Here is a 24,612-nt window from a genome sequence, read left to right as displayed (position 1 = left end):
GACCCCGCCGAACGGACGTGGGAGGATTCACCGGTGCTGACGTCATCGCCCACCGTTCCCGAGAGCTCCCTCGACCCCGCCGTGGCGGCGCGCCTCAAGCGCGACGCGGCCGGCCTCGTCGCGGCCGTCGTGCAGCAGCACGACACCCGCGAGGTGCTCATGCTGGGGTGGATGGACGACGAGGCGCTCGCGCGTACCCTCCGCTCCGGACGCGTGACCTTCTACTCCCGCTCCCGGCAGGAGTACTGGCGCAAGGGCGACACGTCCGGTCACGTGCAGTGGGTCCGCCGCGTGTCCCTCGACTGCGACGGCGACGCGCTGCTCGTCGAGGTCGACCAGGTGGGCGCGGCGTGCCACACGGGCGCCCGGACATGCTTCATCGAGGGCGGCGAGCTGCCCGCCGTCGTCACCGGACCGCAGACCGAGCAGGAGAAGGAGCCATCGGCGTGACCACGAGCCTGACCCGACCGACGCCCGCACCGAGTGCAGCGGACCTCGCCTGGGGCCGCACGTGGCCGTCGCTGGAAGGCTTCCGGGACCTCGCGGCCGATCGGCGCGTCGTGCCCGTCGTCCGTCGGCTGCTCGCCGACGACATGACCCCTGTGGCGCTCTACCGGGCACTGGCGGGCGGCCGACCGGGCACGTTCATCATGGAGTCCGCCGAGATCGACGGCGGATGGTCGCGGTACTCGTTCGTGGGTGTCCACTCGCGTGCGACGCTCTCCGTCGAGGGGGACGACGCCGTCTGGAGCGGAGAGGTTCCGGCCGGGATCCCGACAGCCGGCGCACCGTTGGACGTGCTGGACGCGACCCTCCGTGCGCTGCACACCGACGCGATCCCCGGCCTGCCTCCGCTGACCGGAGGTCTCGTGGGTGCCCTCGGCTGGGACGTCGTGCGCCGCTGGGAGCCGACCCTGCCCGCGAACGCGCCCGACGAGCTCGACGTCCCCGAGCTGACGCTGTGCCTCGCGAGCGACCTCGCGGTCGTCGACCACGTCGACGGCAGCGTGTGGCTCATCGCGAACGCGATCAACTTCGACGACTCCGACGAGCGCGTCGACGAGGCGTACGCCGACGCCCGTGCGCGGCTGGACGACATGGAGCGGCGTCTCGCAGCGGCTGCGGGCGCCGGGTCCGGCGCGGTGCAGCGTGCCCTCGTCGAGGCCGACGAGCCGGAGCTCGAGTTCCGCTCGACCCGCGCCGAGTTCGAGAGCGCGGTCCTCGCGGGCAAGGAGGCGATCCGCGAGGGCGAGGTGTTCCAGGTCGTCATCTCCCAGCGCCTCGACCTCGAGTGCACGGCGTCGCCGCTCGACGTGTACCGCGTGCTGCGGACGATCAACCCCAGCCCGTACATGTACTACTTCCAGCTCGTCGACGCGCGGGGTCGGGACTTCGCCGTCGTCGGGTCCAGCCCGGAGACGCTGGCGAAGGTCGTCGACGGACGAGTCGTGACGTTCCCCATCGCGGGGTCGCGGCCACGCGGCACCACGCCCGAGACCGACGTGCAGCTCGGGGTCGAGCTCCTCGCCGACCCCAAGGAGGTGGCCGAGCACATCATGCTCGTCGACCTCTCGCGCAACGACCTCGTCAAGGTGTGCGAGCCGACGAGCGTCGAGGTCGTGGAGTTCATGGCGATCAAGCGCTACAGCCACATCATGCACATCTGCTCGACGGTCGTCGGGGCGCTGCGCGACGGCGCGACGGCTCTGGACGTGCTCCGGGCGACGTTCCCCGCCGGCACGTTGTCCGGAGCGCCGAAGCCCCGCGCGATCGCTCTCATCGACGAGCTCGAGCCCGCCTCGCGCGGGATCTACGGTGGGACGGTCGGGTACTTCGGCTTCGACGGGACGATGGACATGGCGATCGCGATCCGCACGGCCCTCATCCGCGGTCAGCGGGCCAGCGTGCAGGCCGGGGGCGGGATCGTCGCCGACTCCGTCCCGGCGCTCGAGTACGAGGAGTCGCGCAACAAGGCTGCGGCCGCCGTGCGGGCCGTGCAGATCGCGAGCCGGCTCCGGACGCGAGGATGACTCAGCGCGAGAGACCCAGGACGCCCCAGCCGGGGGACCCGGAGAAGACCCAGCCGGGGGACCCGGAGAAGACCCAGCCGGTGGACCAGGGTGTGGCCCGAGCGGGCCGGCGGCGACGCGACGTGGTGCTCGCCCTCGTCGTGCTCGGCGTGGCGACGCTCGTCGCTGCGACGCCGACGTGGGTGCGCGCGACCGGCGCGACCGCCCTGGCACCGGAGGTCGACGTCGCCGTCTCGGGGACCACCGCCGCCCCCGGTGCGAGCGCAGCGGCGCTCGTCGTCGTCGCGGCGGCCCTCGCCCTCGGGCTCGTCGGGCGCATCGGTCGATGGCTCGTCCTGGGCGTGGTCGCGCTCGGCGGGCTCGTGGTGACGCTGGCAGGCATCGACATCATCGTGTCCCCGGACGAGGCGGCGCGCTCCGCCGTGGCAGAGGTCACAGGAACGAGCGAGTCGACCTCCGGGGTCGAGGTCACGGCCGCGCCGTACGTGGCCGCGGCACTCGGTGCGGCGATCCTCCTCGTCGTGCTCGGAGCCCTGCTCTCGCGCGTGGACTGGTCCCGCCGCGCGCAGCGCTACGACGCTCCCGCAGCCCAGGCGGGGGCGTCCGGGGCGGCTGCGCCGGGGACCGTCGCCCCGCGTCCTGGGGAGAGTGCGCGGGGCGCGCAGGACGGGCCGATCGACGAGCGCGAGGCCTGGGACGCGCTGAGCCGGGGCGACGACCCGACCTGACTGGCGCTGCGCACCTGCGCCGGTTCGATACCCTGGGACGACTCTTTGATGAAAGGCACCACCGATGGCTGACAGCTCCGCACGCACCGAGGTCTCCTACCTCCCTCCGTCCACGCCGCCCACGAACCACGGGCACACCACTGCGGCGTGGTTCACGACCGGGACGGTCGTGCTCGGCTCCGTCGTCGCTGGTGTGGCCATGTGCTTCGCTCTCGTCTGGCTGGTCCTCGTGGGCGCGGCGATCGTCGTCGTCGGGCTCGTCGGCGGCAAGCTGCTCTCTGTCGCGGGCTACGGTCAGAAGCGGATCGGCACCGACGACCCGAACGAGCGCTAGCACCACCGTCCGAGCCCGTGCCGTCGTGACGCGTCTCACGGTGCGTGACGCGGTGAGGGGCACAGGTCGAGTCGACCTACCATGGCCCGTAGGTCGGGCCGCCGGGGGCGGTGGCGCGACGCAGATCTCGGGGAGCGTCTTCGAGAACGTGGGTGGCAGGTTGCTGGCGGGGGAGAAGAGGCGTCATGACGGTACTCGATGACATCATCGCGGGAGTTCGGGAGGACCTCGCGGAGCGCGAGGCGGCGACACCTCTCTCGGTGCTCAAGGAGAGGGCGCAACGCCAGACCGGCGCTCTCGAGTGCATCACCCGTCTGAGCGCCGAGGACGCGGTCGGCGTCATCGCCGAGGTCAAGCGCTCGAGCCCGAGCAAGGGCGCGCTGGCGTCCATCGAAGACCCGGCCGCGCTCGCACGGGAGTACGAGAAGGGTGGCGCGTCGGTCATCTCTGTCCTCACCGAGCAGCGCCGGTTCGGTGGCAGCCTGGCCGACCTCCAGGCTGTCCGCGCCGCGGTGGACATCCCCGTCCTGCGCAAGGACTTCGTCGTGTCCCCGTACCAGGTCTGGGAGGCGCGGGCCTATGGTGCGGACCTCGTCCTGCTCATCGTCGCGGCCCTCGAGCAGACCGTCCTCGTGTCCCTGCTCGACCGGGTGCACTCGTTGGGCATGACCGCACTCGTCGAGGTGCACACACTCGAGGAGGTCAGCCGGGCCGTCGACGCCGGCGCCCGGGTGGTGGGCGTCAACGCCCGCAACCTCAAGACGCTCGAGGTGGACCGCACGACGTTCGCGACTCTCGCCCCTGCCGTGCCCGAGGGCATCGTTCGGATCGCCGAGTCCGGTGTCCGTGGCCCCCACGACGTCATGGACTACGCCCGCTCGGGTGCCCACGCGGTCCTCGTGGGCGAGTCCCTCGTCACGGGTGAGTCACCCCGGTCCGCGGTCGCCGACCTCGTTGCCGCGGGCTCGCACCCCTCCCTTCGCGCCGTACGGCACTGACCGCACGACCGCTCGTTCATCGCGAGGTACGACGGGCCCCGGCCCCGGGCTGCCGCCGCGACCGCAGACGTCAGTACCGAGGAGCACTACCGTGACCGCATCGCTGCAGAACCAGCAAGGCCCGTACTTCGGCGAGTTCGGGGGACGGTACGTCCCCGAGGCGCTCATCGCCGCCCTGGACGAGCTCGACGTCGCCTACCGGGCAGCGGTCGAGGACCCCGTCTTCGGTCAGCAGCTCGCTGACCTCCACCGCACGTACAGCGGCCGTCCGAGCATCATCACCGAGGTGCCCCGCTTCGCGCGGCATGCCGGCGGTGCCCGGGTCATCCTCAAGCGCGAAGACCTCAACCACACCGGATCGCACAAGATCAACAATGTCCTGGGCCAGGCGCTCCTGACGAAGCGGATCGGCAAGAAGCGCGTCATCGCGGAGACCGGCGCCGGGCAGCACGGTGTCGCCACGGCGACGGCGGCCGCGTTGTTCGACCTCGAGTGCGTCGTGTACATGGGCGAGGAGGACACCGAACGTCAGGCCCTCAACGTCGCGCGGATGCGCCTGCTCGGAGCCGAGGTCGTCCCGGTGACGGCCGGGTCGCGGACGCTCAAGGACGCCATCAACGAGGCGTTGCGGGACTGGGTCACGAACGTCGAGACGACGAACTACGTCTTCGGCACCGCCGCGGGCCCGCACCCGTTCCCCGCGATGGTCCGTGACTTCCAGCGGATCATCGGCGTCGAGGCCCGTCAGCAGGTCCTCGACCTCACCGGGCGGCTGCCGGACGTCGTGGCGGCGTGCGTGGGCGGCGGATCCAACGCGATCGGCATCTTCGACGCGTTCCTCGACGACGCCGGCGTGCGTCTCGTCGGTCTTGAGGCCGGCGGCGACGGCGTCGAGACGGGACGCCACGCGTCGAGCATCACCGGCGGGGCCCCCGGGGTGCTGCACGGGGCGCGGTCCTTCCTGCTCCAGGACGAGGACGGCCAGACGAGCGAGAGCCACTCGATCTCCGCAGGCCTCGACTACCCGGGGGTGGGTCCCCAGCACTCGTTCCTCGCCAGCATCGGTCGGGCGGAGTACCGCCCCGTGACGGACGCGGAGGCCATGGACGCGATGCGTCTGCTGTCGCGGACCGAGGGGATCATTCCCGCGATCGAGTCCTCGCACGCCCTGGCCGGCGCCATCCGCCTCGGCCTCGAGGCGCAGGCAGCAGGCCGGACGGACGAGCTCATCCTCGTCAACCTCTCCGGCCGGGGGGACAAGGACGTCGCGACCGCCGCGCGTTGGTTCGACCTCGTGGACGCGGACGCAGACCTCACGGAAGGCACAGAGGTATGAGCGCCACAGCGCGACGGATCGACGAGCTGAAGGCGGAGGGGCGCCCGGCGCTCATCGGCTACCTCCCGGTCGGGTTCCCCGACCTCGAGCAGTCGATCACCGCCGCGCGCGAGCTCATCGCCTCCGGGGTCGACATCCTCGAGCTGGGCATCCCGTACAGCGACCCGGTCATGGACGGTGCGACCATCCAGCAGGCCGTGGACGTGGCTCTCGCGGGTGGTGTGCGGGTCCGTGACGTGTTCACCGTCGTCGAGGCGGTCGCTGCCCTCGGAGCACCGGTCCTCGCCATGACCTACTTCAACCCGGTCCTCCGCTACGGCGTGCAGGCCTTCGCCCGCGACCTCGCAGCAGCGGGCGGCGCCGGGCTCATCACTCCGGATCTCATCCCCGACGAGGCGGGGGAGTGGATCGCTGCTGCGGACGACCACGGGCTCGACAAGGTGTTCCTCGTCGCGCCCAGCTCGACCCCAGCCCGGTTGGCCTCGACCGCCGCGGCGTCGCGCGGGTTCGTCTACGCGGCCTCGACCATGGGCGTGACCGGTGAGCGTGCCACGGTCGGCGCGAAGGCCGAGCAGCTCGTCGCGAGCACCCGCGAGGCGGGCGCAGAGCGCGTGTGCGTCGGTCTGGGGGTCTCGCGCCCGGAGCAGGCTGCCGAGGTCGGCCGGTACGCGGACGGCGTCATCGTCGGCTCCGCGCTCGTCCGTCCGCTCCTGGGCGCCGGTGCCTTCTCGGAGCGGTTGGCCGCGATGGCCGCTGTCGCGCGCGGGCTGCGGGAGGGCGTGGGCGCTGCCCGCGTGTCGTCAGGCGGTCCCCGGACGTGAACGGCCACGACGCGGCCGCGATCCTCGCGGCGATCCCGAGTCCCGCGCAGGGCGTGTGGCACCTCGGGCCCCTGCCGGTGCGCGCGTACGCGTTCGCGATCCTCCTGGGGATCATCGCAGCGGCGTGGATCACGGCCCGTCGGTTCACCGAGCGGGGCGGGACGGCCGACCAGGTGTACGAGGTGGCGCTGTGGGCGGTGCCCTTCGGGATCGTGGGGGGACGCATCTACCACGTGCTGTCCTCGCCGGACGCGTACTTCGGAGAGGGCGGGGACCCGCTCAAGGCCTTCGCCATCTGGGAGGGCGGGCTCGGGATCTGGGGTGCGGTCGCGTTCGGCGCGGTCGGCGCCTACATCGGGTGCCGTCGCCAGGGTGTCTCCTTCGCCGGGTTCGCTGACGCGTTGGCGCCCGGTCTCCTCGTCGCGCAAGCCATCGGTCGGCTCGGCAACTGGTTCAACCAGGAGCTCTTCGGCGGGGCCACCACGCTCCCGTGGGGCCTGCAGATCGACGACGCTCACCTTCCCGCCGGCTTCGCGAGCGGCACGCTGTTCCATCCGACGTTCCTCTACGAGATGCTGTGGAACCTCGCCGCCGCCGCGCTCCTCGTCATGGTCGACCGTCGGTTCCGCCTCGGTCACGGTCGGGTCTTCTGGCTCTACGTGTTCCTCTACTCGGCGGGGCGCCTGTGGATCGAGACGTTGCGGATCGATCCCGCGGAGCTCGTGCTCGGCCTGCGGCTCAACGTGTGGACGTCCATCGTCGTGGGCCTGGTGGCCCTCGTGGCCTTCCTCGTCCTCAGCCGTCGGTACCCCGAGCGCGAAGAATCCGTGGTCCTCACGGGCTCCGAGCGTGATGTCCCGGGGAGCACCGCGGATGCGGGCGAGAGCCCACCCAAGGACGTGTGACGCACTTCACTTTGTACGATAGCGGTAACGCGTCGTCAGGCGAGTACTGTCGTGTCGTTTGGGCCAAGGACGTCCCCACAACCCCCATATTCAGTCAAGCCCGGGTCAAGTTGCCTGGGCTCTCCGTGAGGACGGTGCATATGACCTCGCTGCAGCAGAGTGCGACCAGCTCCGCGAAGGCCAATGCGCCATCCGCCCAGGGCCTGTACGACCCGCGAGCCGAGCACGACGCCTGCGGCGTGGCATTCGTCGCCACCCTTCGTGGGACACCGGGCAGGGACATCGTCGATGCCGGGCTGACCGCGCTGCTCAACCTCGACCACCGCGGTGCCGTGGGCGCAGAGGAGAACAGCGGCGACGGCGCCGGCATCCTCACCCAGATCCCCGACGCGTTCATCCGCGACGTGGTCTCGGCCGACCTCCCGCCGTCGGGTGCCTACGCGATCGGCATGGCGTTCCTCCCCCAGGACCCCGCCGAGGCCGACGCGGCCGCCCGCGCTGTCGACGCCATCGCCACGGAGGAGAAGCTCGACGTCCTCGCCTGGCGCGACGTGCCTGTCACGGCGGGCCTCGTCGGACCGAGCGCACGCGCTGCGATGCCGACCTTCCGCCAGCTCGTCGTCGCTGCGCCCTCCCGCGAGGTGTCGGGCATCGAGCTCGACCGGCTGACGTTCCGGCTGCGCAAGCGCGCGGAGCGGGAGGTGGGCGTGTTCTTCGCGTCCCTGTCCTCGCGGACCCTGACCTACAAGGGCATGCTCACGACAGCCCAGCTCGAGCCGTTCTTCCCCGACCTGTCCGACCCCCGGTACGCGAGCGAGATCGCGCTCGTGCACTCCCGGTTCTCCACGAACACGTTCCCCTCGTGGCCCCTCGCCCAGCCGTTCCGGCTCATCGCGCACAACGGCGAGATCAACACCGTCCGCGGCAACCGCAACTGGATGGCCGCGCGGCAGGGCAAGCTCGCCAGCGACCTCCTCGGTGACATGACGCCGCTGCTGCCCATCTGCTCGGACGGTGCGAGCGACTCGGCATCGTTCGACGAGGTGCTCGAGCTGCTCCACCTCGGCGGCCGCTCGCTGCCGCACGCGGTGCTCATGATGGTGCCCGAGGCGTGGGAGAACCACACCGAGATGAGCCCCGAGCGGCGCGCGTTCTACGAGTACCACGCCAACCTCATCGAGGCGTGGGACGGCCCCGCGTGCCTGACGTTCACGGACGGCACCCTCATCGGTGCGGTCCTCGACCGCAACGGCCTCCGGCCTGGGCGGTACTGGGTCACCGAGGACGGGCTCGTCGTGCTCGCGAGCGAGGCTGGTGTCCTGGACATCGACCCGGCGACGATCGTCAAGAAGGGGCGCCTCGAGCCCGGTCGGATGTTCCTCGTCGACACCGACAAGGGCAGGATCGTCTCCGACGACGAGGTGAAGTCCCAGCTCGCCGCGCAGCGCCCCTACGCCCAGTGGGTCGAGGAGAACCAGGTGCTCCTCGCCGAGCTCCCGGACCGCGAGCACGTCGTGCACAGCCCCGCGTCGGTGCAGCGTCGGCAGCGGACCTTCGGGTACACGGAGGAAGAGCTCAAGATCATCCTCACCCCGATGGCCAACGCCGGGGCCGAGCCGCTCGGCGCCATGGGCACCGACACGCCCGTCGCGGTGCTGTCCAGCCGTCCGCGCCTGCTCTTCGACTACTTCACGCAGATGTTCGCCCAGGTGACGAACCCGCCGCTCGACGCGATCCGGGAGGAGCTCGTCACCGCGATCGGCGGAGCGATCGGACCGGAGCCGAACCTCCTGTCGGACACACCCGAGCACGCTCGGAAGGTGCAGCTCGCGTTCCCGGTGATCGACAACGACGAGCTCGCGAAGATCATCCACATCCACAAGGCGCCCAAGCTGGGCGGCGTCTTCACCGCGACGACCGTCCGCGGGCTCTACCCCGTGACCGGCGGAGGTGCGGCGCTCAAGGAACGGCTCGACGAGATCTTCGAGCAGGTGGACACGGCAGTGGACTCCGGCACGAGCTTCATCGTGCTCTCGGACCGCGACTCCACCCACGAGCTCGCCCCGATCCCGTCGCTGCTGCTCGTCTCGGCGGTGCACCACCACCTGCTGCGCAAGCACACCCGCACCCAGGTCTCCATCGTCGTCGAGGCGGGTGACGTGCGGGAGGTCCACCACGTCGCGCTGCTCATCGGCTACGGCGCGGCCGCGGTCAACCCGTACCTCGCCATGGAGACCGTCGAGGACCTCGCCAAGCGCGGATTCCTCGACGTCGACCCGGCGACCGCCGTCACGCACCTCATCAAGGCCCTCGGCAAGGGTGTCCTCAAGGTCATGAGCAAGATGGGCATCTCGACGATGTCCTCCTACCGAGGAGCCCAGGTCTTCGAGGCCATCGGCTTGTCCCACGACCTCGTCGCCGACTACTTCTCGGGGACGACGAGCCGGCTGAGCGGCGTCGGGCTCGACGTCCTCGCCGCCGAGGTGGCCGCCCGGCACGCCGAGGCGTACCCGGCGTCCGAGAACCTCCAGGCGCACCAGCGCCTGAGCTCGGGCGGGGAGTACCAGTGGCGCAGGGACGGCGAGGAGCACCTCTTCGACCCCGAGACCGTCTTCCGGTTGCAGCACTCGACCCGTACGCGTCAGTTCGACGTCTTCCGTGAGTACACGAAGCGGGTGGACGACCAGGCCGAGCGGCTCATGACCCTGCGAGGTCTGCTCGAGTTCGCGCCCGACCGCGAGCCGGTGCCCCTCGACGAGGTCGAGCCCGTCTCCGAGATCGTCAAGCGGTTCAACACCGGGGCGATGTCCTACGGGTCGATCTCCGCCGAGACGCACGAGACCCTCGCGATCGCCATGAACCGGCTCGGTGGGCGGTCGAACACCGGCGAGGGTGGCGAGGACTCCGAGCGGCTCCACGACCCGGAGCGGCGCAGCCGCGTCAAGCAGATCGCATCCGGCCGGTTCGGGGTGACGTCCGAGTACCTCACGTTCGCGGACGACATCCAGATCAAGCTCGCCCAGGGTGCCAAGCCCGGCGAGGGCGGCCAGCTGCCCGGCCACAAGGTGTACCCGTGGATCGCGAAGACCCGGCACTCGACGCCGGGCGTGGGCCTCATCTCGCCCCCTCCGCACCACGACATCTACTCGATCGAGGACCTCGCACAGCTCATCCACGACGCGAAGAACGCGAACCCGGATGCCCGGATCCACGTCAAGCTCGTCTCCGAGTTCGGCGTCGGCACGGTCGCCACGGGCGTGTCCAAGGCGTTCGCCGACGTCGTGCTCATCTCCGGTCACGACGGCGGTACCGGCGCGAGCCCGCTGACGTCGCTCAAGCACGCGGGGACCCCCTGGGAGATCGGCCTCGCCGAGACCCAGCAGACGCTCGTGCTCAACAACCTGCGGGACCGCATCGTCGTGCAGGTCGACGGACAGATGAAGACCGGACGCGACGTCGTCGTGGCGACCCTGCTGGGCGCCGAGGAGTTCGGTTTCGCGACCGCCCCCATGGTGGTGTCCGGCTGCATCATGATGCGCGTGTGCCACCTGGACACGTGCCCGGTCGGTGTCGCCACGCAGAACCCCGAGCTCCGGGCGCGGTTCACCGGCAAGCCGGAGTTCGTCGTGAACTTCTTCGAGTTCATCGCTGAAGAGGTGCGTGAGCACCTGGCCGCCCTGGGCTTCCGGAGCATCGAGGAGGCCGTCGGCCACGTGCAGGCGCTCGACACCCGGCGCGCGGTGGATCACTGGAAGGCGCAGGGGCTCGACCTGCTCCCTGTCCTCGATGTGCCCCAGCCGGTGCCCGGCTCGTCCCTGCGCAACACCACGAGACAGGACCACGGGCTCGACAAGGCGCTCGACAACCGGCTCATCGACCTGGCGCGCGAGGCGCTGGACCAGCGCGAGCCGGTGCGGATCTCCGTACCGGTGCGCAACGTCAACCGGACGGTCGGCACCATGCTCGGCCACGAGGTGACCAAGCGGTACGCCGGCGAGGGTCTCCCGGACGACACGATCGACGTGACCCTCACGGGATCGGCTGGTCAGTCCCTCGGCGCGTTCCTGCCGCGGGGGATCACGCTCCGCCTCTTCGGCGACGCGAACGACTACGTGGGCAAGGGGCTCTCCGGCGGACGCATCATCGTGCGCCCGGACCGTGCAGCGGTGCTCTCGGGGTCGAGCAACGTCATCGCCGGGAACGTCATCGGCTACGGCGCGACGTCGGGGGAGATCTTCCTCAGCGGTCAGGTCGGCGAGCGGTTCGGTGTCCGCAACTCCGGCGCCACCCTTGTGGTCGAGGGAGTGGGGGACCACGGGTGCGAGTACATGACCGGTGGGACCGTGCTCGTGCTCGGGCGCACGGGCCGGAACTTCGGCGCCGGGATGTCCGGCGGGACGGCCTACGTCCTCGACCTGCGGGACAAGGCGCTCAACGTCGCGGCAGCCACGACGGGTGAGCTGTCGCTCACCCCGCTGGATGCCGAGGACGCCGTGATCGTCGAGCAGCTCATCCGCCGGCACCACGAGGAGACCGAGTCGGTCGTCGCCGCCCAGCTCCTCCAGGACCTGCCCGCTGCCCTCGCCCGGTTCACCCGGGTGCTGCCCGCGGAGTACGCACGTATCCGACGAGCCCTGTCCCAGGCGGAGGCGGACGGTATCGACCTGTCCGCCCCGGGGACGTGGGAGGAGATCTTGGAGGTGGCCCGTGGCTGACCCACGCGGATTCTTGAAGGTGCGGGAGCGCGAGCTCCCGCCGTACCGCCCCGTGCCGGTCCGGCTCATGGACTGGAAAGAGGTCCGGGACAGCCGCGTCGACAACGCGGCGATCGTCCGGGTGCAGGCCAGCCGCTGCATGGACTGTGGCATCCCGTTCTGCCACCAGGGGTGCCCGCTCGGCAACCTCATCCCGGACTGGAACGACCTCTCCCGGCTCGACCACTGGGAGGACGCGATCGCGCGCCTGCACGCGACGAACAACTTCCCGGAGTTCACCGGTCGGGTGTGCCCCGCGCCGTGCGAGTCGAGCTGCGTGCTCGGGATCAACCAGCCGCCCGTGACCATCAAGAACATCGAGGTCACGATCATCGACGAGGCGTTCGCCCGTGGCTACGTCACGCCGGTCGTCCCGCAGCGCCTCACGGGCAAGACCGTCGCGGTCGTCGGGTCCGGACCAGCCGGGCTGGCCGCGGCGCAGCAGCTCACGCGGGCCGGTCACACCGTGGCCGTCTACGAGCGCGACGACGAGATCGGTGGCCTCCTGCGGTACGGGATCCCCGACTTCAAGCTGGAGAAGGTGCACGTCGACCGTCGTCTGGAGCAGATGAAGGCCGAGGGCACACGCTTCCGCCCGAGCACCGAGATCGGTGTGGACATCACGTGGGACGAGCTGCGATCCCGGTTCGACGCCGTCGTCCTCGCCACGGGTGCGACCGTCCCGCGGGCGCTCCAGATCCCCGGCAAGGACCTCGCCGGCATCCACGTCGCGATGGACTTCCTGCACCAGGCGAACGCCGTCGTGGCCGGCAAGACCGTCGAGGACCAGATCCTCGCGACCGGCAAGCACGTCATCGTCATCGGTGGCGGGGACACCGGGTCAGACTGCATCGGGACGTCGCTGCGTCAGCACGCCGCCTCCGTGACGACCCTGGCGATCGGCAAGCGGCCGCCGGAGGAGCGGCCGGCGTCCGCGCCGTGGCCCACCGACCCCGTCCTGTTCGAGGTGTCGAGCTCCCACGCGGAGGGCGGTGAGCGCGACTACCTCGCCTCGACCGTCGAGTTCCTCGGCGACGAGGACGGGAACGTCACCGCGCTCAAGGTCGCCACCACCGAATACCTGCCTGACGGGCGCCGCGTGCCGAAGGAGGGGACCGAGCGGATCATCCCGGCCGACCTCGTCCTCATCGCCATGGGTTTCACCGGCCCGGAGACGCACACCATCGTCGAGCAGTCCGGCATCGAGCTCACACCGCGTGGGCTCTTCGCGCGCGACGGCGACTTCGCGTCGCCGCTCCCCGGAGTGTTCGTCGCGGGTGATGCCGGTCGCGGACAGTCGCTCATCGTCTGGGCGATCGCCGAGGGGCGGGCCGCTGCCGCTACGGTAGATGCATACCTGCAGGGGACGACCGAGCTCCCTGCTCCGATCAAGGCGGACACCGTGGCCCTGCGCCCGTGACGTCACGGTCCCGGGCGGCGCTGCTGCGGGACGAGCACCACGATTTTCCCGACAGCACGACACACACGAGCAACTAGGCTGGAGCTATGCGCAGAGCAAAGATCGTTTGCACCATCGGACCCGTCACCGCATCCCCGGAGCAGCTCCAGGATCTGGTCGACGCCGGGATGGACGTCGCCCGGATCAACCGGAGCCACGGCGAGGCCGACGAGCACGAGGCGGTTTACCACAACGTCCGTGCGGCAGCGAAGGCCTCGGGCCGTTCCGTCGCCGTCCTCGTCGACCTCCAAGGACCGAAGATCCGCCTCGGGCGGTTCGCGAATGACGAGAAGCAGTGGCTGAACGTCGGCGACACCTTCACCATCACCACCGAGGACGTCGTCGGGACCAAGGAGCTGTGCTCCACGACCCACAAGGGCCTGCCCAACGACGCTCGCGTCGGCGACCCCATCCTCATCGACGACGGCCGGGTGCTCGTGCGCATCACCGCCGTCGAGGGCCCGCGCGTCGTCACCCGCGTCGAGGTCGGTGGACCCGTCTCCAACAACAAGGGCCTCAACCTGCCCGGTGTCGCCGTCTCCGTGCCGGCGATGTCCGACAAGGACGAGTCCGACCTCCGCTGGGCCGTGCGCCTCGGCGCCGACATCATCGCCCTGTCCTTCGTGCGCAGCGCCGATGACTACGCGGACGTCCGCCGCATCATGGAGGAGGAGGGCCGTGTCCTCCCCGTCATCGCGAAGATCGAGAAGCCGCAGGCGGTCGAGAACCTCGTCGAGATCATCGACGCGTTCGACGGCATCATGGTGGCCCGTGGTGACCTCGGCGTCGAGCTGCCGCTCGAGCAGGTGCCCCTCGTGCAGAAGCGTGCCGTCGAACTCGCTCGCCGGGCCGCGAAGCCCGTCATCGTCGCGACCCAGGTCCTGGAGTCGATGATCACGGCACCGCGTCCTACCCGCGCCGAGGCGTCCGACTGCGCCAACGCCGTGCTCGACGGTGCGGACGCGGTCATGCTCTCGGGCGAGACGAGCGTCGGCGACTACCCGCTCGAGGCCGTCCGCACGATGGCGCGCATCATCGAGAGCACCGAGGAGCACGGCCGCGAGCGCATCGCGCCCCTCGGCTCGACGCCGCACACCCGCGGTGGAGCGATCACCCGCGCCGCTGCGGAGATCGGTGAGATCCTCGGCGTCAAGTACCTCGTGACGTTCACGCAGTCCGGTGACTCCGCCCGTCGCATGTCCCGCCTGCGTTCCGCACTCCCGCTGCTGGCGTTCACGCCGAGCGCCGCGGTCCGCAACGTCCTGTCCCTCACGTGGGGCGCGCAGACGTACGAGGTGCCCTCGGTCGAGAGCACGGACGCGATGGTCCGCCAGGTCGACGTCACGCTCCGTGCCAACGGTCTCGCCGAGAACGGTGACCTCGTGGTCGTCGTCTCCGGTGCTCCGGTCGGCGTCTCGGGCACGACGAACTCGATCCTCGTGCACCGCATCGGCGAAGAGGTCTGACCCTCTCGTCACCGCATGACGACACCCCCTGTCCCGTCCGGGACAGGGGGTGTCGTCGTTCCCAGGCTCGTGCCGCCCGCAGACGGATCGGCAGGTCCGCGCATCAGAGAGCGCTGAGCGCCACTCCCTCGACGAGCCCCACGACCCCGACGCAGAACCCGTAGGTCGCGTAGAGGGTCACGGGCACGGCGAAGGCCCATTCCCGTCGGGACCCTGTGTTCCCGAGGAGTGGTAGCGCGAGGCACCCGTTGCTGCGCCAGACGTCGTTGAGGACGGGTGTGCGGCGCCACCACCGCGGAGGCTTCGGTGTCCACGGCCACAGGAGCGGTACCCCACCGGTCGTGAGCATGTCACCCACGATGTGCACGGCGACACCGATGCCGACCGCGACCGGCAGCCACTCCCACTCGTGAGGGGCATGGATCGTCACGAGCGCCGAGACGCTCAGCGCGATGAGCCACGACCGCACCCATGAGCTGCCGTCGGTGAGGTGCAGCACGCGTGCCGCGTAGGCCACGAGGAGCAACGAGAGCACTCCGGCGCCGAGCGCCACCCGCCCGTAGGTCGCGGTCTCCAGGCCGACGAGGCCCGCAAGGGTCGCGAGACCCACAGCGGCCGCCACGGCCAGCACGCCGTGGGTTCCCCGTCGGTGACCGCCGGAGATGTGCGCGACGGCCCGCGTGACAACCTTCGACAAGGGCGGCAACGACGTCGCGATGGTCCCTGAGTGGTGGTCGGCGTCGGGCAGCATCGCGGCGCCGGCGCAGACGACGGACCCGACGAGCAGACCCGAGGCCGAGACGGGGTACCACCCGAGCATGAGCGGACCCGTCCCGGCGACGGCCACCCACGCCGCTGATCCCGTCACGGCATGGTGCGCGCCCATCATCGTCTGCTGACCTCTCGTCGGTGCGTGCGAAGGCCCGACGGGCGTTCGGCGTCCCGGCGCGGGCGGCCGGACAGCACGCCGACGCGCCCCTGACCTGCTCCGGGACTGCGAGGAGGCACGCTACCTCCAGGCGCCGACACTGCCTTCCGCCGGACGGACCCGGGTAGCGTGACCGGGGTCAACACTGACCACGACGACCGGACGGAGAGGCCGAGGTGGACCTCACGACTGCTGCTGACGAGCTGTACGGTGCGCCGTTGGCCGGGTTCGTCGCGGCTCGCACGCGGCTGGAGATGCAGGCCCGAGCGGACGGTGACCCTGAGGTCGCCGCGCAGGTCCGAGGGTTGCGCAAGCCGTCTCAGGCCGCGTGGGCCCTCAACCAGATCGTCCGGCAGCAGCCAGACCTGCTCGACGACGTGCGTCGCCTCGGGACGGAGCTCCGCGCCGCGCAGGAGGCGGGGGACAGTGCGGCGCTGCGCCGGGCGACCGCGCGCCGGCACGAGGTCTATGCGGCGTTCCGTCGCAGGGCGGAGGAGCTCGTGGCGGCCGACGGACGGCGGTTCGGCGCCGCTGTGGCGCTGGCACTCGAGAGCACGCTGAGGGCTGCGCTGGCCGATCCGGGCGCGTCGGATGCCGTGTGCTCGGGTCGGCTCGTCGTCGACCTCGAGAACGCCGGGTGGGGTCCCGTCGACCTCGACGGAGCGCTGGCTGCTCCCGGTGTCTCGCTGGCAGGAGCGCAGCGGACCGCACCTCGGGTGGCCGGCGAACGGCAGGCGGGCCAGGGCACCCGGGGACGGGGGGCGACCGGTGGATCCACGGCCGAGGAGCGTGCCACTCAGCGCCGGGAGGAGGCGCGCCGGACGGCAGCACGCAGGGAGGTCGCGGCCGCGCTGGCCCGAGCGGAGAAGGTCGCCGGCGGCGCCAGGTCCGAGCTCGAGCGTGCGGAGGAGAGGCTCGACGCGGCCGACAGCGAACGACGGCGTCTGGGTGACCGTACGGCCGAGCTCCGCGAGGAGCTCCGCCGGGTCGAGATGAGCGCGGAACGGGCGACCACCGACGCGCGCACGGCGCGTGAGATGCGCGACGCGGCCGCTCGGAAGGTCGAGCGTGCCGACGCGCAGGTGCGTCGTGCACGAGACGAGGCGGGCACCCTCACAGGCCGCGCGCAGGACGTGGACCGCGCGTAGCGTGCAGGGAGGTGAGTACGCCCGTCCGACGAGCCCCGGAGCGACCATGGGTACCCGCAGGCACCATGACGTCGTCATCATCGGCGGCGGCAACGCCGGCTTGTCCCTGGCCGGGCGACTTGTGCGGGACGGAGCCAAGGACGTCGCCGTGATCGAACCGGCGCAGGTCCACCAGTACCGGCCCATGCTCTCGTACGTGGCGGGCGGGGAGGCGACGCTCGAGGAGCTCCGGCGCCCGCAGGCGCGTGTCACGCCCGCTGGGGTGCGTTGGTATCCCGACGTGGTGGTCGCGCTCGACCCGGAGCGGTCGGTCGTGCAGCTCGCCGGTGGTGACGAGATCGAGTATGTCGACCTCGCTGTGTGCCCGGGATCTGAGGTCGACTGGGACGCGTGGCCGGGTGCGGAAGCCGCCGTGGCGACACCGCACGCAGCCACGAGCTATCTCCCCGACTCGGCCGTCGACACGTGGTCGATGCTCGCGGCGCTCCGTCGTGGGCGCGCGGTGTTCGCCGTGTCGGACCAGCACGTGCCGTGCGCGCCGGTCGCTCTCAAACCCCTGTTCATGGCGCTCGAGCACTGGCGACGCGAGGGGGTGCGGGATTCCATCGAGGTCGAGCTCGTCGTCGAGGCGGACCGGCTGGTCGACCACGCCCGTGCCGACCGGATCCTGCGGTCCCAGGCAGCCGAGCACGGGGTGCGGGTCCGGCTCGGCGTGACCGTGCGTTCCATCGCGCCGGCCTCCACGAGCCTGGAGATCGAGGAGCTGTCGATCGGTGGGGACGGGAGCACCCGGAGCACCCTCGCGTACGACGCGCTGTACCTGGCGCCACCGCACCGCGCGCCCGCCTGGGTCGCGGCCAGCGGCTTGGCGACCACACGCCGCGGTGGCTTCTTCCGGGTCGACCCACGCACGCTGCAGAGCCCGGCGTACCCGAGGGTGTGGGGGCTGGGTGACGTCGCGGAGCTCGACGCCATGCCGTCCGGGGGAGCGCTCCGCAAGCAGGTGCCTGTCGTCGCGCGGAACATCGCAGCGCGACGGACCGGCGTGCCGATGCGCGCGTACGACGGGTACTCCATCGCCCCTGTCACCACGGCTCGTCGTCGCCTGCTCCTCGCCGAGTTCGACCGGGACGGGCGGCCCCGACCCTCGGTGCCGTTCCTGGACCTCGTGAGGCCGCGCCTGAGCACCTGGGTGCTCGACCGGTTCGTCGAGCCGCAGGTGTACTTCCGGCGGCTGCTGCAGGGCAAGGTGTCCTGAGGCGCGCCTCTCAGTCGTCTGAGTGACGTCCGGGCTCAGTCAGTGGCGCAACGTCGTCGAGGCCGACGTACTCGAAGTGCCACGGCTCGAACTTCGCCGTCTTGGCCCACCGCGGGTTCACCCACCCGTACTCGGCGCCGTGCTCGTGCAACCACGCCTGCATCCGCCCAGAGACATCGATCGCGAGACCGAAGCCGTGCTGGCTGGTTCCCGGGGTCGCCGCCAGGCCCGGCTTGCTCGCGGCGACCGCGACCTGGCCCTGGAGGGACCGGTAAGAGTCAGAGATCGACGAGACCGGCATGCCGGCAGCGCGCGCATCCTCGAGCGCGAGGTCCGCGTCGCAGCGCAGCAGGTGCTCGGGCTCGAAGGACAGCTCGCAGAGCGCATCCTCGGGGATCGTGCCGTTGGGGTAGGCAGCCGCGACCTTCGCCTGCTTCGTCGCGATCTCCAGGGGCGTCGGCGCCGGCGGGGGCGGCGGGGGCGGCGGGGGAGCGGGCGTGACCGCGAGGTCCGTGACCTCGATGCTCCACGGCGCGTCGGGTGCGGCGGTGACCGGCGTGCCGGCGGAGGGCGGTGGCAGGTCGTCGCGGTGCAGGCCGACGCTCGGCGTTGTCGCAAGCACGGAGAAGACGGCAGCAGACGCCATGCCCGCGATGATCCGTGAGGTGATGCGCATCGTGTCGTGGGGCCCTTTCGGAGCGCGCGGCGCACTGGTGACCGGACGTGGGGTCAACGCTGACTCGGCACTCCTGCGTGCCTCTCGGCGGGCGGACCCGTCCGCGAGCACGTGCGACATCCCCTGTAGCAGCCTGAGCCGTGAAACCCCTCTCCGCCACTCGAGCGCCGAGGACGTCATGGGACGGCTAGCGGGCGGCGCGGGTCACCGTGCGCGTGAGCTCGTCCGTGCGTCGTCGTCCAGACCGACGTACTCGAAGTGCCACGGCTCGAACTTTGCCGTCTTCGCCCATGCGGGGTTCACCCACCCGTACTCGGTCCCGTGCTCGTGGAGCCACGCCTGCATCGGGCCGGAAACGTCGATCGCCAGGCCGAGGCCGTGCTTGCTCGTCCCGGGCACCGCGGCGAGCGTGGGCTTGCTCTCGGCGACGGACACCTGGCCCTCGAGGGACCGGTAGGAGTCGGACATCGACGAGACGGGCATCCCTGCCGCGCGAGCGTTCTCCAGGGCCAGGTCAGCGTCGCAGCGCAAGAGCTGTCCGCGCGCGAAGGACAGCTCGCACAGGGCGTCCTCGGGGATCGTGCCGTTGGGGTACGTCGCGGCGACCTCGGCGCGGGCGGTGGCGATCTGCTCCGGCGTCTGGCGACGCACGGGCGGCGGCGGGGGAGGCGCGGGCGTGACGGCGAGCGTGGTCACCTCGATGCTCCACAGGGCGTCGGGAGCAACCGTGACTGCACGGCTCGCACGCGGACGAGTCTCGTCCTGGGAGGCGAGCGGCTCAGCAGACGCAGGCACCGTCGACAGCACCGCGAGGGCAGTGGCCAACGAGAGACTCGTGATGATCCGTGCGGCGGTGCTCATGGTGCGGTGGGTCCTTCCGGACTGTGCGGTGCGGGTCCAGGCGTGTGCAACCCCTGCGACGGTGATGGCGGGCCGTGCGTGACCGGGGTCTCCGTCCCTCCCGGACCACTATCGGCGCGGAGCGAGAGAACTGAACCCTTGCGGCGACGTTCACCCGCCGTCTCACCACTGCGCGTGGCCGTGCGGCGCATCGGCGGGGCCGCGATCCGCACGCCATCGCTGATGACGCGGCTGTGCGAGGGGCAGGTCGGCGCAGTGACCTCGAGCATCTCGCCGGGTTGGCGCTGGACGGCGTCACGGATGTGCTGTGAGGCGTCGAGAATCGGATGGCCCTCGCGTCGGAGTCGCGCCATGAGAGGGTGTTTCAGTGCAATTCGATGTCTCGAGCGCGTTGCTTGGTCTGCTGTTTGTGCGCGCCGCGTGGAATGTGGAAGACCCTCCTAGCCTGCCCTCCCTTTCGCCAGCCCCGGAAACGGGAGAATCCTTTCGCCAGCCCCGGAAACGGGAGAATCTCCTCGCCCTGACAGTGCCGATCTCGACGCGCGATGGTTGGCGCTTTGGGAGGCCGCCACACGTGATGACGAGGCGAGAAACGACCAGTCGTGGCGGGCGATCCTCGACCTCCGGGGGATCGACACGCAGGCTCTCAGGGAGTGGTCGAACAGCACACGCCACCGAATCAACACAGAACTCGTTGGACAAGGCCGTCCAGTGCACAGCACGTCTCTCGCGAGTCGGTCACACAGTGGTGAGGCTGCGGGACTGTCCTCCGTGCTGATCATCCCGGTGGATGGTCCGTACGCAGATCGCGTTATGCCCGACCGCATCGTGGTCTCGGAAGCGACGTACGTCGACGATGTCGCGTGGAGCAAGGCCCTCACTGTCTGATAGCTGCTGATATGCACGAGTCAGTGCTGCCATCGACGGCACCGCTGCTTGCAAGCGCGAGGTCTCGATCCTCATCGAACAGCGCATGTGGCCTGGCCTGAAGTCAGCACTGCGACACGGCCGCTCGGTTTGTAGGGCGCACCCGCGATGAGCTCCCAGGTGCGCCCGCTGCACCCGGCCGACATCCGCCGGGTGATCGAGGCGCCGCGGCATCCGCCGAGCACTACTTCCAACTGGTCAACGGCTACCGCACCGGAGGCGTCGAGACGTACCTGGCAGACGCCACCACGCGCGCCACCCAGGAAGCATCCGTGTCCGCTCAGCGCCTGATCGACCTGCCCAGGCAGTGGCACGAGCGGGCCCGTCCGCCGCGGCGGGTCCGCGGCCGCGGCGCTGCTCCCGCTGCTGACCAGCCACCCGATCGTCGGCGCCCACGACATCGGGTGCTACGTCCGGTCCCGCTCCTCGCGCGAGACCCTGAGTAGGTGCGCCTGCACCTGCGCCTGCCGCTCCACCTCAGATGACGCATCGACGACGCCCCGGGTGTGAGCCCTGGTCTGAGTTCTGGTCGTGACCCGCGCGCCGGGCATGGAGCGCGGGCGCGCACCGAGAAGGCGCTGCGCGATGTCGGACGAGGCTTTGATCACGACAGGGGGAGTGGGTCCCTCTGACCATGAGGTCAGCAGGTACTGCTCCCGGGCGGCAGTGACGACGAGATCGTCATCGAGGTCGCGGTTTCGGGCGTGCACCCTCAGGCGGAACCAATCAGAGCCTGCTGGGTTGAGCGCGCAGGGCAGGTCTGGAGGGTCTGCGTAGGGGCCGACGGCCACGACGAGAGGTTCCCGCGCGCGGCAACTGAGTTCCACGACGTCATCCCAGTCGTCGGTGGCATCGACATGAGAGGAGATTTCCCGGCGTTCGACGTGGATCCGTACCAGCCCCATCGCAATTCCGGTGATGATCCTCAGGTGGCCTGACGACATTCCAGCGAGGAGACCGCCGAGAAAGTCAGAGGGGTGGGGCAGTGGTTCACCGCCGCGCAGGTCGATACTTCGTTCGTCGGCCCGCGTGACGTATTCCATCTCAGCCCCGCCTCCCTGACTTCTCGCGCTGGTCTACATAGCGGTCGCGAAGAGCGCGTCACCTTCGATGACGCGCATCGGAACGTACAGGACGGTGTTGAGCAGCCCGCGCTGTCGAGTTCTCCGTCTCGTCAAGCATGCACGAGCTGTACCCGGGACCCGTGACTCCGGTGAGGTGGTTGGGAACCTGGCACCAGTCGAACGTGCGACCGAGGCCGCCGCCAGTAAACGCACCTTCCCGCGTGGACGAGAACGGGTACTCGTCGCAGCTCTTCCCGTCAGGTCTCGTCCAGGATCGCGGGCATGCCGTATCGCGGTTCCGATCACGGAGCGTCGCGTCTGTGAGCCGATGTAGCGGGGCTCCTGTGTACCAGGATCCTGGTAGCCCACTCTGTCGACATGGAGTGCCCCGGGTGGGATTCGAACCCACACCAGATACAGCACCCGAGCAGACCCCTTCAGGGGCTCTGACCAGCCCTACCAGACCAAGGCGGGGGAGCGGTTCAGGATCACCTGGCGCGAGCCGGTCGACCGCGACCGACCCGAAGCGGGCCTCAAGCAGTTCTCACGGGGAGGTTCACCACACGCAAGGAGGCCACCACCGGGCTGCGTGCGGTCCTGACGAAGGTCGACGCCGGCGTCCCCGCGAAGGTGGTCAAGGAGACGTTCGGCGCCTACGCGATGCACTGGCTGGAGACGAAGCGCGTCTCCCGATCGACATACACCAGCTACCACAGGCTGCTCACCCTCCACGCGGTCCCGCGGATCGGCAAGATGCAGCTCTCTGGCATACGCCCGACGACGCTGGCCGACCTGTGCGACCAGCGTCGTCTGCTGTCCACGTTCGACCTCGCCCTCACGCGCCCCGCCGGCCAGGGATCAGCGACCGGATGAAGTCCAGGATCGCAGTGAACGCCTTGGTCAGCGCCGCGGCCCGCCGCGGTGACGTGACGGGTTGCGTGGTCCACTCGGACCGAGGCAGCCAGTTTCGAAGCAGGAAGGTCCTACGGGAGCTGCACCGCCACGGCCTGGTCGAGTCCATGGGCCAGGTCGCCTCCGCCGGCGACAACGCCGCTATGGAGTCGTTCTTCTCCCTGCTGCAAAAGAACGTCCTGGACCGGCGCCGTTGGGCCACCCGCGAGGACCTGCGCCTGGCGATCATCACCTGGATCGAACGGACCTTTGAGTAGGCCTGTCACACGTGCTCAACGGCCTCGCGGAACGTGTCCCACCGCGTAGATGGTGGCGCGGGAGACACTGACCGGGGTGTTGGCGTTCAGCGAGGATTGCGGATATGTGGACTTGCGTGTTCCCGGACGGGCCGCTTCGCTGACATGGGTCGGTGGCGCGCCACGCGGGTACGACCGAGATCGCGGTGAAGATCGGCAGGTCCAGGGCGGATTCTGGCGGCTCGCCGTAGTGCCATCGTCTGACGCACGCACCCGACAACGGCCTGAGGCATGCTCGACATCACCGCTGCGCCCCGATGAAGTCCGCCAGGAGATTCGGGTACAGCGGGTGAGCAAGGCTGAGCCGTGGGAGCTCCTGGACGCCTACGAATCGCAGGTCGTCGTGTTCATCGGGCGCACCGTTGATGATGCGCCCGGACCACTCGGGGACGAGGTGAGCATCGAGCATCATCTCGTCCGACTCGATCCGGAACAGCACCGCCGGCTCGACGCTAGCCGCAACACCAAGCTCCTCGCGCAGCTCGCGAGCCAGGGCAGTGACTGTGCTTTCGCCTGGATCGACATGACCACCCGGAAGATCCCACACGCCGGGGTACCAGCGACGCGACGCGGATCGAAGCCCCAGCAATACAGCCCCACCTCGGTAGAGCACACCTACGACGACCCGATGTTCGTAGCCCACGTGCGGATGCTAGCCCTCCCGCTGCCCGGGTTCACCTGCGCCGAACGAGACCTGCGCAGGAACTCAAGAAAGGCGGTCCCAACCCCTCTACGCGCCACCCGTTGGTGACTCGCGGGTCGTGGTGGCGAACCGAACCTCTGACCAGCACCTCTACCCTCAGGAGGAGCGATCATGTGTCGAAATGCAGTGCCCCGGGTGGGATTCGAACCCACACTGGATCGGGTTTGAGCCGAACGCCTCTGCCGGTTGGGCTACCGGGGCCGGTCGCGCCGCAACGAGTGCCCGACAATGAAACCACATCGTCGCCGTCGGGTACGCACGGCATGTGGACAGCACGGGACAAGGCGCCCCCGGTACGCACTACGATGTGCGGTGTGACCGACAACGACGCGCCCGAAGGCAAGATCCCGCTCGACCTCCCGCCGCTCCTCGAGCCGGTCGAGGTCGCCGTGGACGCTGAAGCACAGGCGCCGCCCGCGGCAGCGCGGCGGGCGCGTCGAGCCGTGGTCGCTGAGGACGAGGCCCTCATCCGGATGGACGTCGTCGAGACGCTCCGCGAGGCCGGCTACGACGTCGTCGGGGAGGCCGGTGACGGGGAGACCGCGGTCCGCCTCGCGATGGAGCTCAAGCCTGATGTCGTCATCATGGACGTGAAGATGCCGGAGCTTGACGGCATCTCCGCAGCGGAGCGGATCGGCAAGGCGCACGTGGCGCCCGTCGTGCTGCTCACGGCGTTCTCGCAGACCGAGCTCGTCGAGCGCGCCCGCGACGCAGGTGCCATGGCGTACGTCGTCAAGCCGTTCAGCCCGGCTGATCTGCTGCCGGCGGTCGAGATCGCGATCTCTCGCTACTCGCAGATCAGCGCGCTCGAGGCCGAGGTCGCGGACCTGGCGGAGCGGTTCGAGACCCGCAAGCGGGTGGATCGGGCGAAGGGTCTGCTCATGACGAAGATGGGGCTGAGCGAGCCGGACTCGTTCCGGTGGATCCAGAAGACCTCGATGGATCGACGCCTGACGATGCGTGAGGTGGCCGACGCGGTCATCGAGCAGGTCGGCGGAGCCTGACCGA

21 protein-coding genes, 1 tRNA gene and 1 pseudogene are annotated in these 24,612 nt (G+C 70.3%); 16 read left to right on the top strand and 7 right to left on the bottom strand.

Going from position 1 to position 24,612, the window contains the following annotated elements:
* The first annotated feature begins 33 nt into the window (after positions 1-33).
* The 11 genes from hisI to pyk all read left to right on the top strand — a co-directional run bounded on the left by hisI (position 34) and on the right by pyk (position 14,831).
* A complete protein-coding gene (gene hisI / locus AC54T1_RS12960; protein ID WP_484344352.1) occupies positions 34-450 on the top strand; it encodes a phosphoribosyl-AMP cyclohydrolase in 417 nt (138 codons plus the stop codon).
* Positions 447-2,030 (top strand): anthranilate synthase component I, encoded by a 1,584-nt coding sequence (locus AC54T1_RS12955; protein ID WP_496912195.1) that lies wholly within the window; start codon positions 447-449, stop codon positions 2,028-2,030. Before hisI ends, AC54T1_RS12955 begins: the two co-directional genes overlap by 4 nt.
* Positions 2,027-2,758: a Trp biosynthesis-associated membrane protein gene (locus AC54T1_RS12950; RefSeq protein WP_496912194.1), complete on the top strand. Its 732-nt coding sequence runs from the start codon at positions 2,027-2,029 to the stop codon at positions 2,756-2,758. The genes AC54T1_RS12955 and AC54T1_RS12950 overlap by 4 nt, the downstream gene beginning before the upstream one ends.
* 64 nt (positions 2,759-2,822) lie before the next feature.
* Positions 2,823-3,092, top strand: coding sequence for an HGxxPAAW family protein (locus AC54T1_RS12945; protein ID WP_484344354.1), 270 nt, complete (start codon positions 2,823-2,825; stop codon positions 3,090-3,092).
* Positions 3,093-3,277: 185 nt separating this feature from the next.
* Complete coding sequence (gene trpC, locus AC54T1_RS12940) at positions 3,278-4,090, top strand: indole-3-glycerol phosphate synthase TrpC (protein ID WP_484344355.1); 813 nt, start codon at positions 3,278-3,280, stop codon at positions 4,088-4,090.
* Between the two features lie 91 nt (positions 4,091-4,181).
* Positions 4,182-5,426: a tryptophan synthase subunit beta gene (trpB, locus tag AC54T1_RS12935; protein WP_496912193.1), complete on the top strand. Its 1,245-nt coding sequence runs from the start codon at positions 4,182-4,184 to the stop codon at positions 5,424-5,426.
* Positions 5,423-6,247 (top strand): tryptophan synthase subunit alpha, encoded by an 825-nt coding sequence (trpA, locus tag AC54T1_RS12930; RefSeq protein WP_484344357.1) that lies wholly within the window; start codon positions 5,423-5,425, stop codon positions 6,245-6,247. Before trpB ends, trpA begins: the two co-directional genes overlap by 4 nt.
* Positions 6,244-7,152, top strand: a complete 909-nt coding sequence (gene lgt / locus AC54T1_RS12925; protein WP_496912192.1) for a prolipoprotein diacylglyceryl transferase — start codon at positions 6,244-6,246, stop codon at positions 7,150-7,152. Before trpA ends, lgt begins: the two co-directional genes overlap by 4 nt.
* Positions 7,153-7,292: 140 nt before the next feature.
* Positions 7,293-11,867 (top strand): glutamate synthase large subunit, encoded by a 4,575-nt coding sequence (gltB, locus tag AC54T1_RS12920; RefSeq protein ID WP_496912191.1) that lies wholly within the window; start codon positions 7,293-7,295, stop codon positions 11,865-11,867.
* Positions 11,860-13,326: a glutamate synthase subunit beta gene (locus AC54T1_RS12915; RefSeq protein WP_496912190.1), complete on the top strand. Its 1,467-nt coding sequence runs from the start codon at positions 11,860-11,862 to the stop codon at positions 13,324-13,326. The genes gltB and AC54T1_RS12915 overlap by 8 nt, the downstream gene beginning before the upstream one ends.
* 86 nt (positions 13,327-13,412) lie before the next feature.
* On the top strand, positions 13,413-14,831 hold the full coding sequence (gene pyk, locus AC54T1_RS12910) for a pyruvate kinase (protein WP_484344361.1): 1,419 nt from the start codon (positions 13,413-13,415) through the stop codon (positions 14,829-14,831).
* Positions 14,832-14,934: 103 nt separating this feature from the next.
* On the opposite strand, the gene AC54T1_RS12905 is transcribed toward pyk, so the two are convergent.
* Positions 14,935-15,717, bottom strand: a complete 783-nt coding sequence (locus tag AC54T1_RS12905; RefSeq protein ID WP_496912246.1) for a metal-dependent hydrolase — start codon at positions 15,715-15,717, stop codon at positions 14,935-14,937.
* Positions 15,718-15,935: 218 nt separating this feature from the next.
* On the opposite strand from AC54T1_RS12905, the gene AC54T1_RS12900 reads away from it, so the two are divergent.
* Together AC54T1_RS12900 and AC54T1_RS12895 are read left to right on the top strand one after the other, a co-directional pair.
* Positions 15,936-16,907, top strand: coding sequence for a hypothetical protein (locus AC54T1_RS12900; protein ID WP_496912189.1), 972 nt, complete (start codon positions 15,936-15,938; stop codon positions 16,905-16,907).
* A gap of 46 nt (positions 16,908-16,953) precedes the next feature.
* Positions 16,954-18,165 carry an NAD(P)/FAD-dependent oxidoreductase gene (locus AC54T1_RS12895; RefSeq protein ID WP_496912188.1) on the top strand — a complete coding sequence of 404 codons (1,212 nt, stop codon included), beginning with the start codon at positions 16,954-16,956 and terminating at the stop codon, positions 18,163-18,165.
* Positions 18,166-18,175: 10 nt separating this feature from the next.
* Here the strand turns inward: AC54T1_RS12895 and AC54T1_RS12890 are convergent, their stop codons facing one another.
* From AC54T1_RS12890 to AC54T1_RS12875, 4 genes are all read right to left on the bottom strand, one after another.
* Complete coding sequence (locus AC54T1_RS12890) at positions 18,176-18,841, bottom strand: M15 family metallopeptidase (protein ID WP_496912187.1); 666 nt, start codon at positions 18,839-18,841, stop codon at positions 18,176-18,178.
* Positions 18,842-19,045: 204 nt separating this feature from the next.
* Complete coding sequence (locus AC54T1_RS12885) at positions 19,046-19,702, bottom strand: M15 family metallopeptidase (RefSeq protein WP_496912186.1); 657 nt, start codon at positions 19,700-19,702, stop codon at positions 19,046-19,048.
* Between the two features lie 1,334 nt (positions 19,703-21,036).
* On the bottom strand, positions 21,037-21,672 hold the full coding sequence (locus tag AC54T1_RS12880) for a hypothetical protein (RefSeq protein WP_496912185.1): 636 nt from the start codon (positions 21,670-21,672) through the stop codon (positions 21,037-21,039).
* Between the two features lie 58 nt (positions 21,673-21,730).
* Complete coding sequence (locus tag AC54T1_RS12875) at positions 21,731-22,102, bottom strand: NucA/NucB deoxyribonuclease domain-containing protein (RefSeq protein ID WP_496912184.1); 372 nt, start codon at positions 22,100-22,102, stop codon at positions 21,731-21,733.
* A 221-nt stretch (positions 22,103-22,323) separates the two neighbouring features.
* On the opposite strand from AC54T1_RS12875, the gene AC54T1_RS12870 reads away from it, so the two are divergent.
* Both AC54T1_RS12870 and AC54T1_RS12865 read left to right on the top strand, forming a co-directional pair.
* Positions 22,324-22,566, top strand: a complete 243-nt coding sequence (locus tag AC54T1_RS12870) for a tyrosine-type recombinase/integrase (RefSeq protein WP_496912183.1) — start codon at positions 22,324-22,326, stop codon at positions 22,564-22,566.
* Positions 22,551-22,856 (top strand): annotated as a pseudogene (locus AC54T1_RS12865) (transposase); the annotation flags it as partial. The gene AC54T1_RS12870 and the pseudogene AC54T1_RS12865, both read left to right, overlap by 16 nt.
* A gap of 286 nt (positions 22,857-23,142) precedes the next feature.
* On the opposite strand, the gene AC54T1_RS12860 reads toward AC54T1_RS12865, so the two are convergent.
* Both AC54T1_RS12860 and AC54T1_RS12855 read right to left on the bottom strand, forming a co-directional pair.
* The gene (locus tag AC54T1_RS12860) at positions 23,143-23,544 is read right to left on the bottom strand and encodes an NUDIX domain-containing protein (RefSeq protein WP_496912182.1); all 402 of its coding nucleotides are present in this window, start codon (positions 23,542-23,544) and stop codon (positions 23,143-23,145) included.
* Between the two features lie 187 nt (positions 23,545-23,731).
* Positions 23,732-23,805: transfer RNA gene (locus AC54T1_RS12855), tRNA-Leu, on the bottom strand.
* 104 nt (positions 23,806-23,909) lie between these two features.
* On the opposite strand from AC54T1_RS12855, the gene AC54T1_RS12850 reads away from it, so the two are divergent.
* Positions 23,910-24,608 carry an ANTAR domain-containing response regulator gene (locus AC54T1_RS12850; RefSeq protein WP_484344367.1) on the top strand — a complete coding sequence of 233 codons (699 nt, stop codon included), beginning with the start codon at positions 23,910-23,912 and terminating at the stop codon, positions 24,606-24,608.
* Positions 24,609-24,612: the final 4 nt, after the last annotated feature.

The sequence above is a fragment of the Sanguibacter sp. Z41_6 genome (assembly GCF_059621145.1).
This window is presented reverse-complemented; position numbering and strand designations above follow the sequence as displayed.

Bases quoted from the DNA above. Each gene is read 5' to 3' on its own strand.
- AC54T1_RS12950 (WP_496912194.1), top strand. From the start codon at position 2,027: ATGACTCAGCGCGAGAGACCCAGGACGCCCCAGCCGGGGGACCCGGAG.
- AC54T1_RS12945 (WP_484344354.1), top strand. From the start codon at position 2,823: ATGGCTGACAGCTCCGCACGCACCGAGGTCTCCTACCTCCCTCCGTCC.
- trpC (WP_484344355.1), top strand. From the start codon at position 3,278: ATGACGGTACTCGATGACATCATCGCGGGAGTTCGGGAGGACCTCGCG.
- trpA (WP_484344357.1), top strand. From the start codon at position 5,423: ATGAGCGCCACAGCGCGACGGATCGACGAGCTGAAGGCGGAGGGGCGC.
- gltB (WP_496912191.1), top strand. From the start codon at position 7,293: ATGACCTCGCTGCAGCAGAGTGCGACCAGCTCCGCGAAGGCCAATGCG.
- pyk (WP_484344361.1), top strand. From the start codon at position 13,413: ATGCGCAGAGCAAAGATCGTTTGCACCATCGGACCCGTCACCGCATCC.
- AC54T1_RS12905 (WP_496912246.1), bottom strand. From the start codon at position 15,717: ATGGGCGCGCACCATGCCGTGACGGGATCAGCGGCGTGGGTGGCCGTC.
- AC54T1_RS12895 (WP_496912188.1), top strand. From the start codon at position 16,954: ATGGGTACCCGCAGGCACCATGACGTCGTCATCATCGGCGGCGGCAAC.
- AC54T1_RS12890 (WP_496912187.1), bottom strand. From the start codon at position 18,841: ATGCGCATCACCTCACGGATCATCGCGGGCATGGCGTCTGCTGCCGTC.
- AC54T1_RS12885 (WP_496912186.1), bottom strand. From the start codon at position 19,702: ATGAGCACCGCCGCACGGATCATCACGAGTCTCTCGTTGGCCACTGCC.
- AC54T1_RS12880 (WP_496912185.1), bottom strand. From the start codon at position 21,672: ATGGAATACGTCACGCGGGCCGACGAACGAAGTATCGACCTGCGCGGC.
- AC54T1_RS12850 (WP_484344367.1), top strand. From the start codon at position 23,910: ATGTGCGGTGTGACCGACAACGACGCGCCCGAAGGCAAGATCCCGCTC.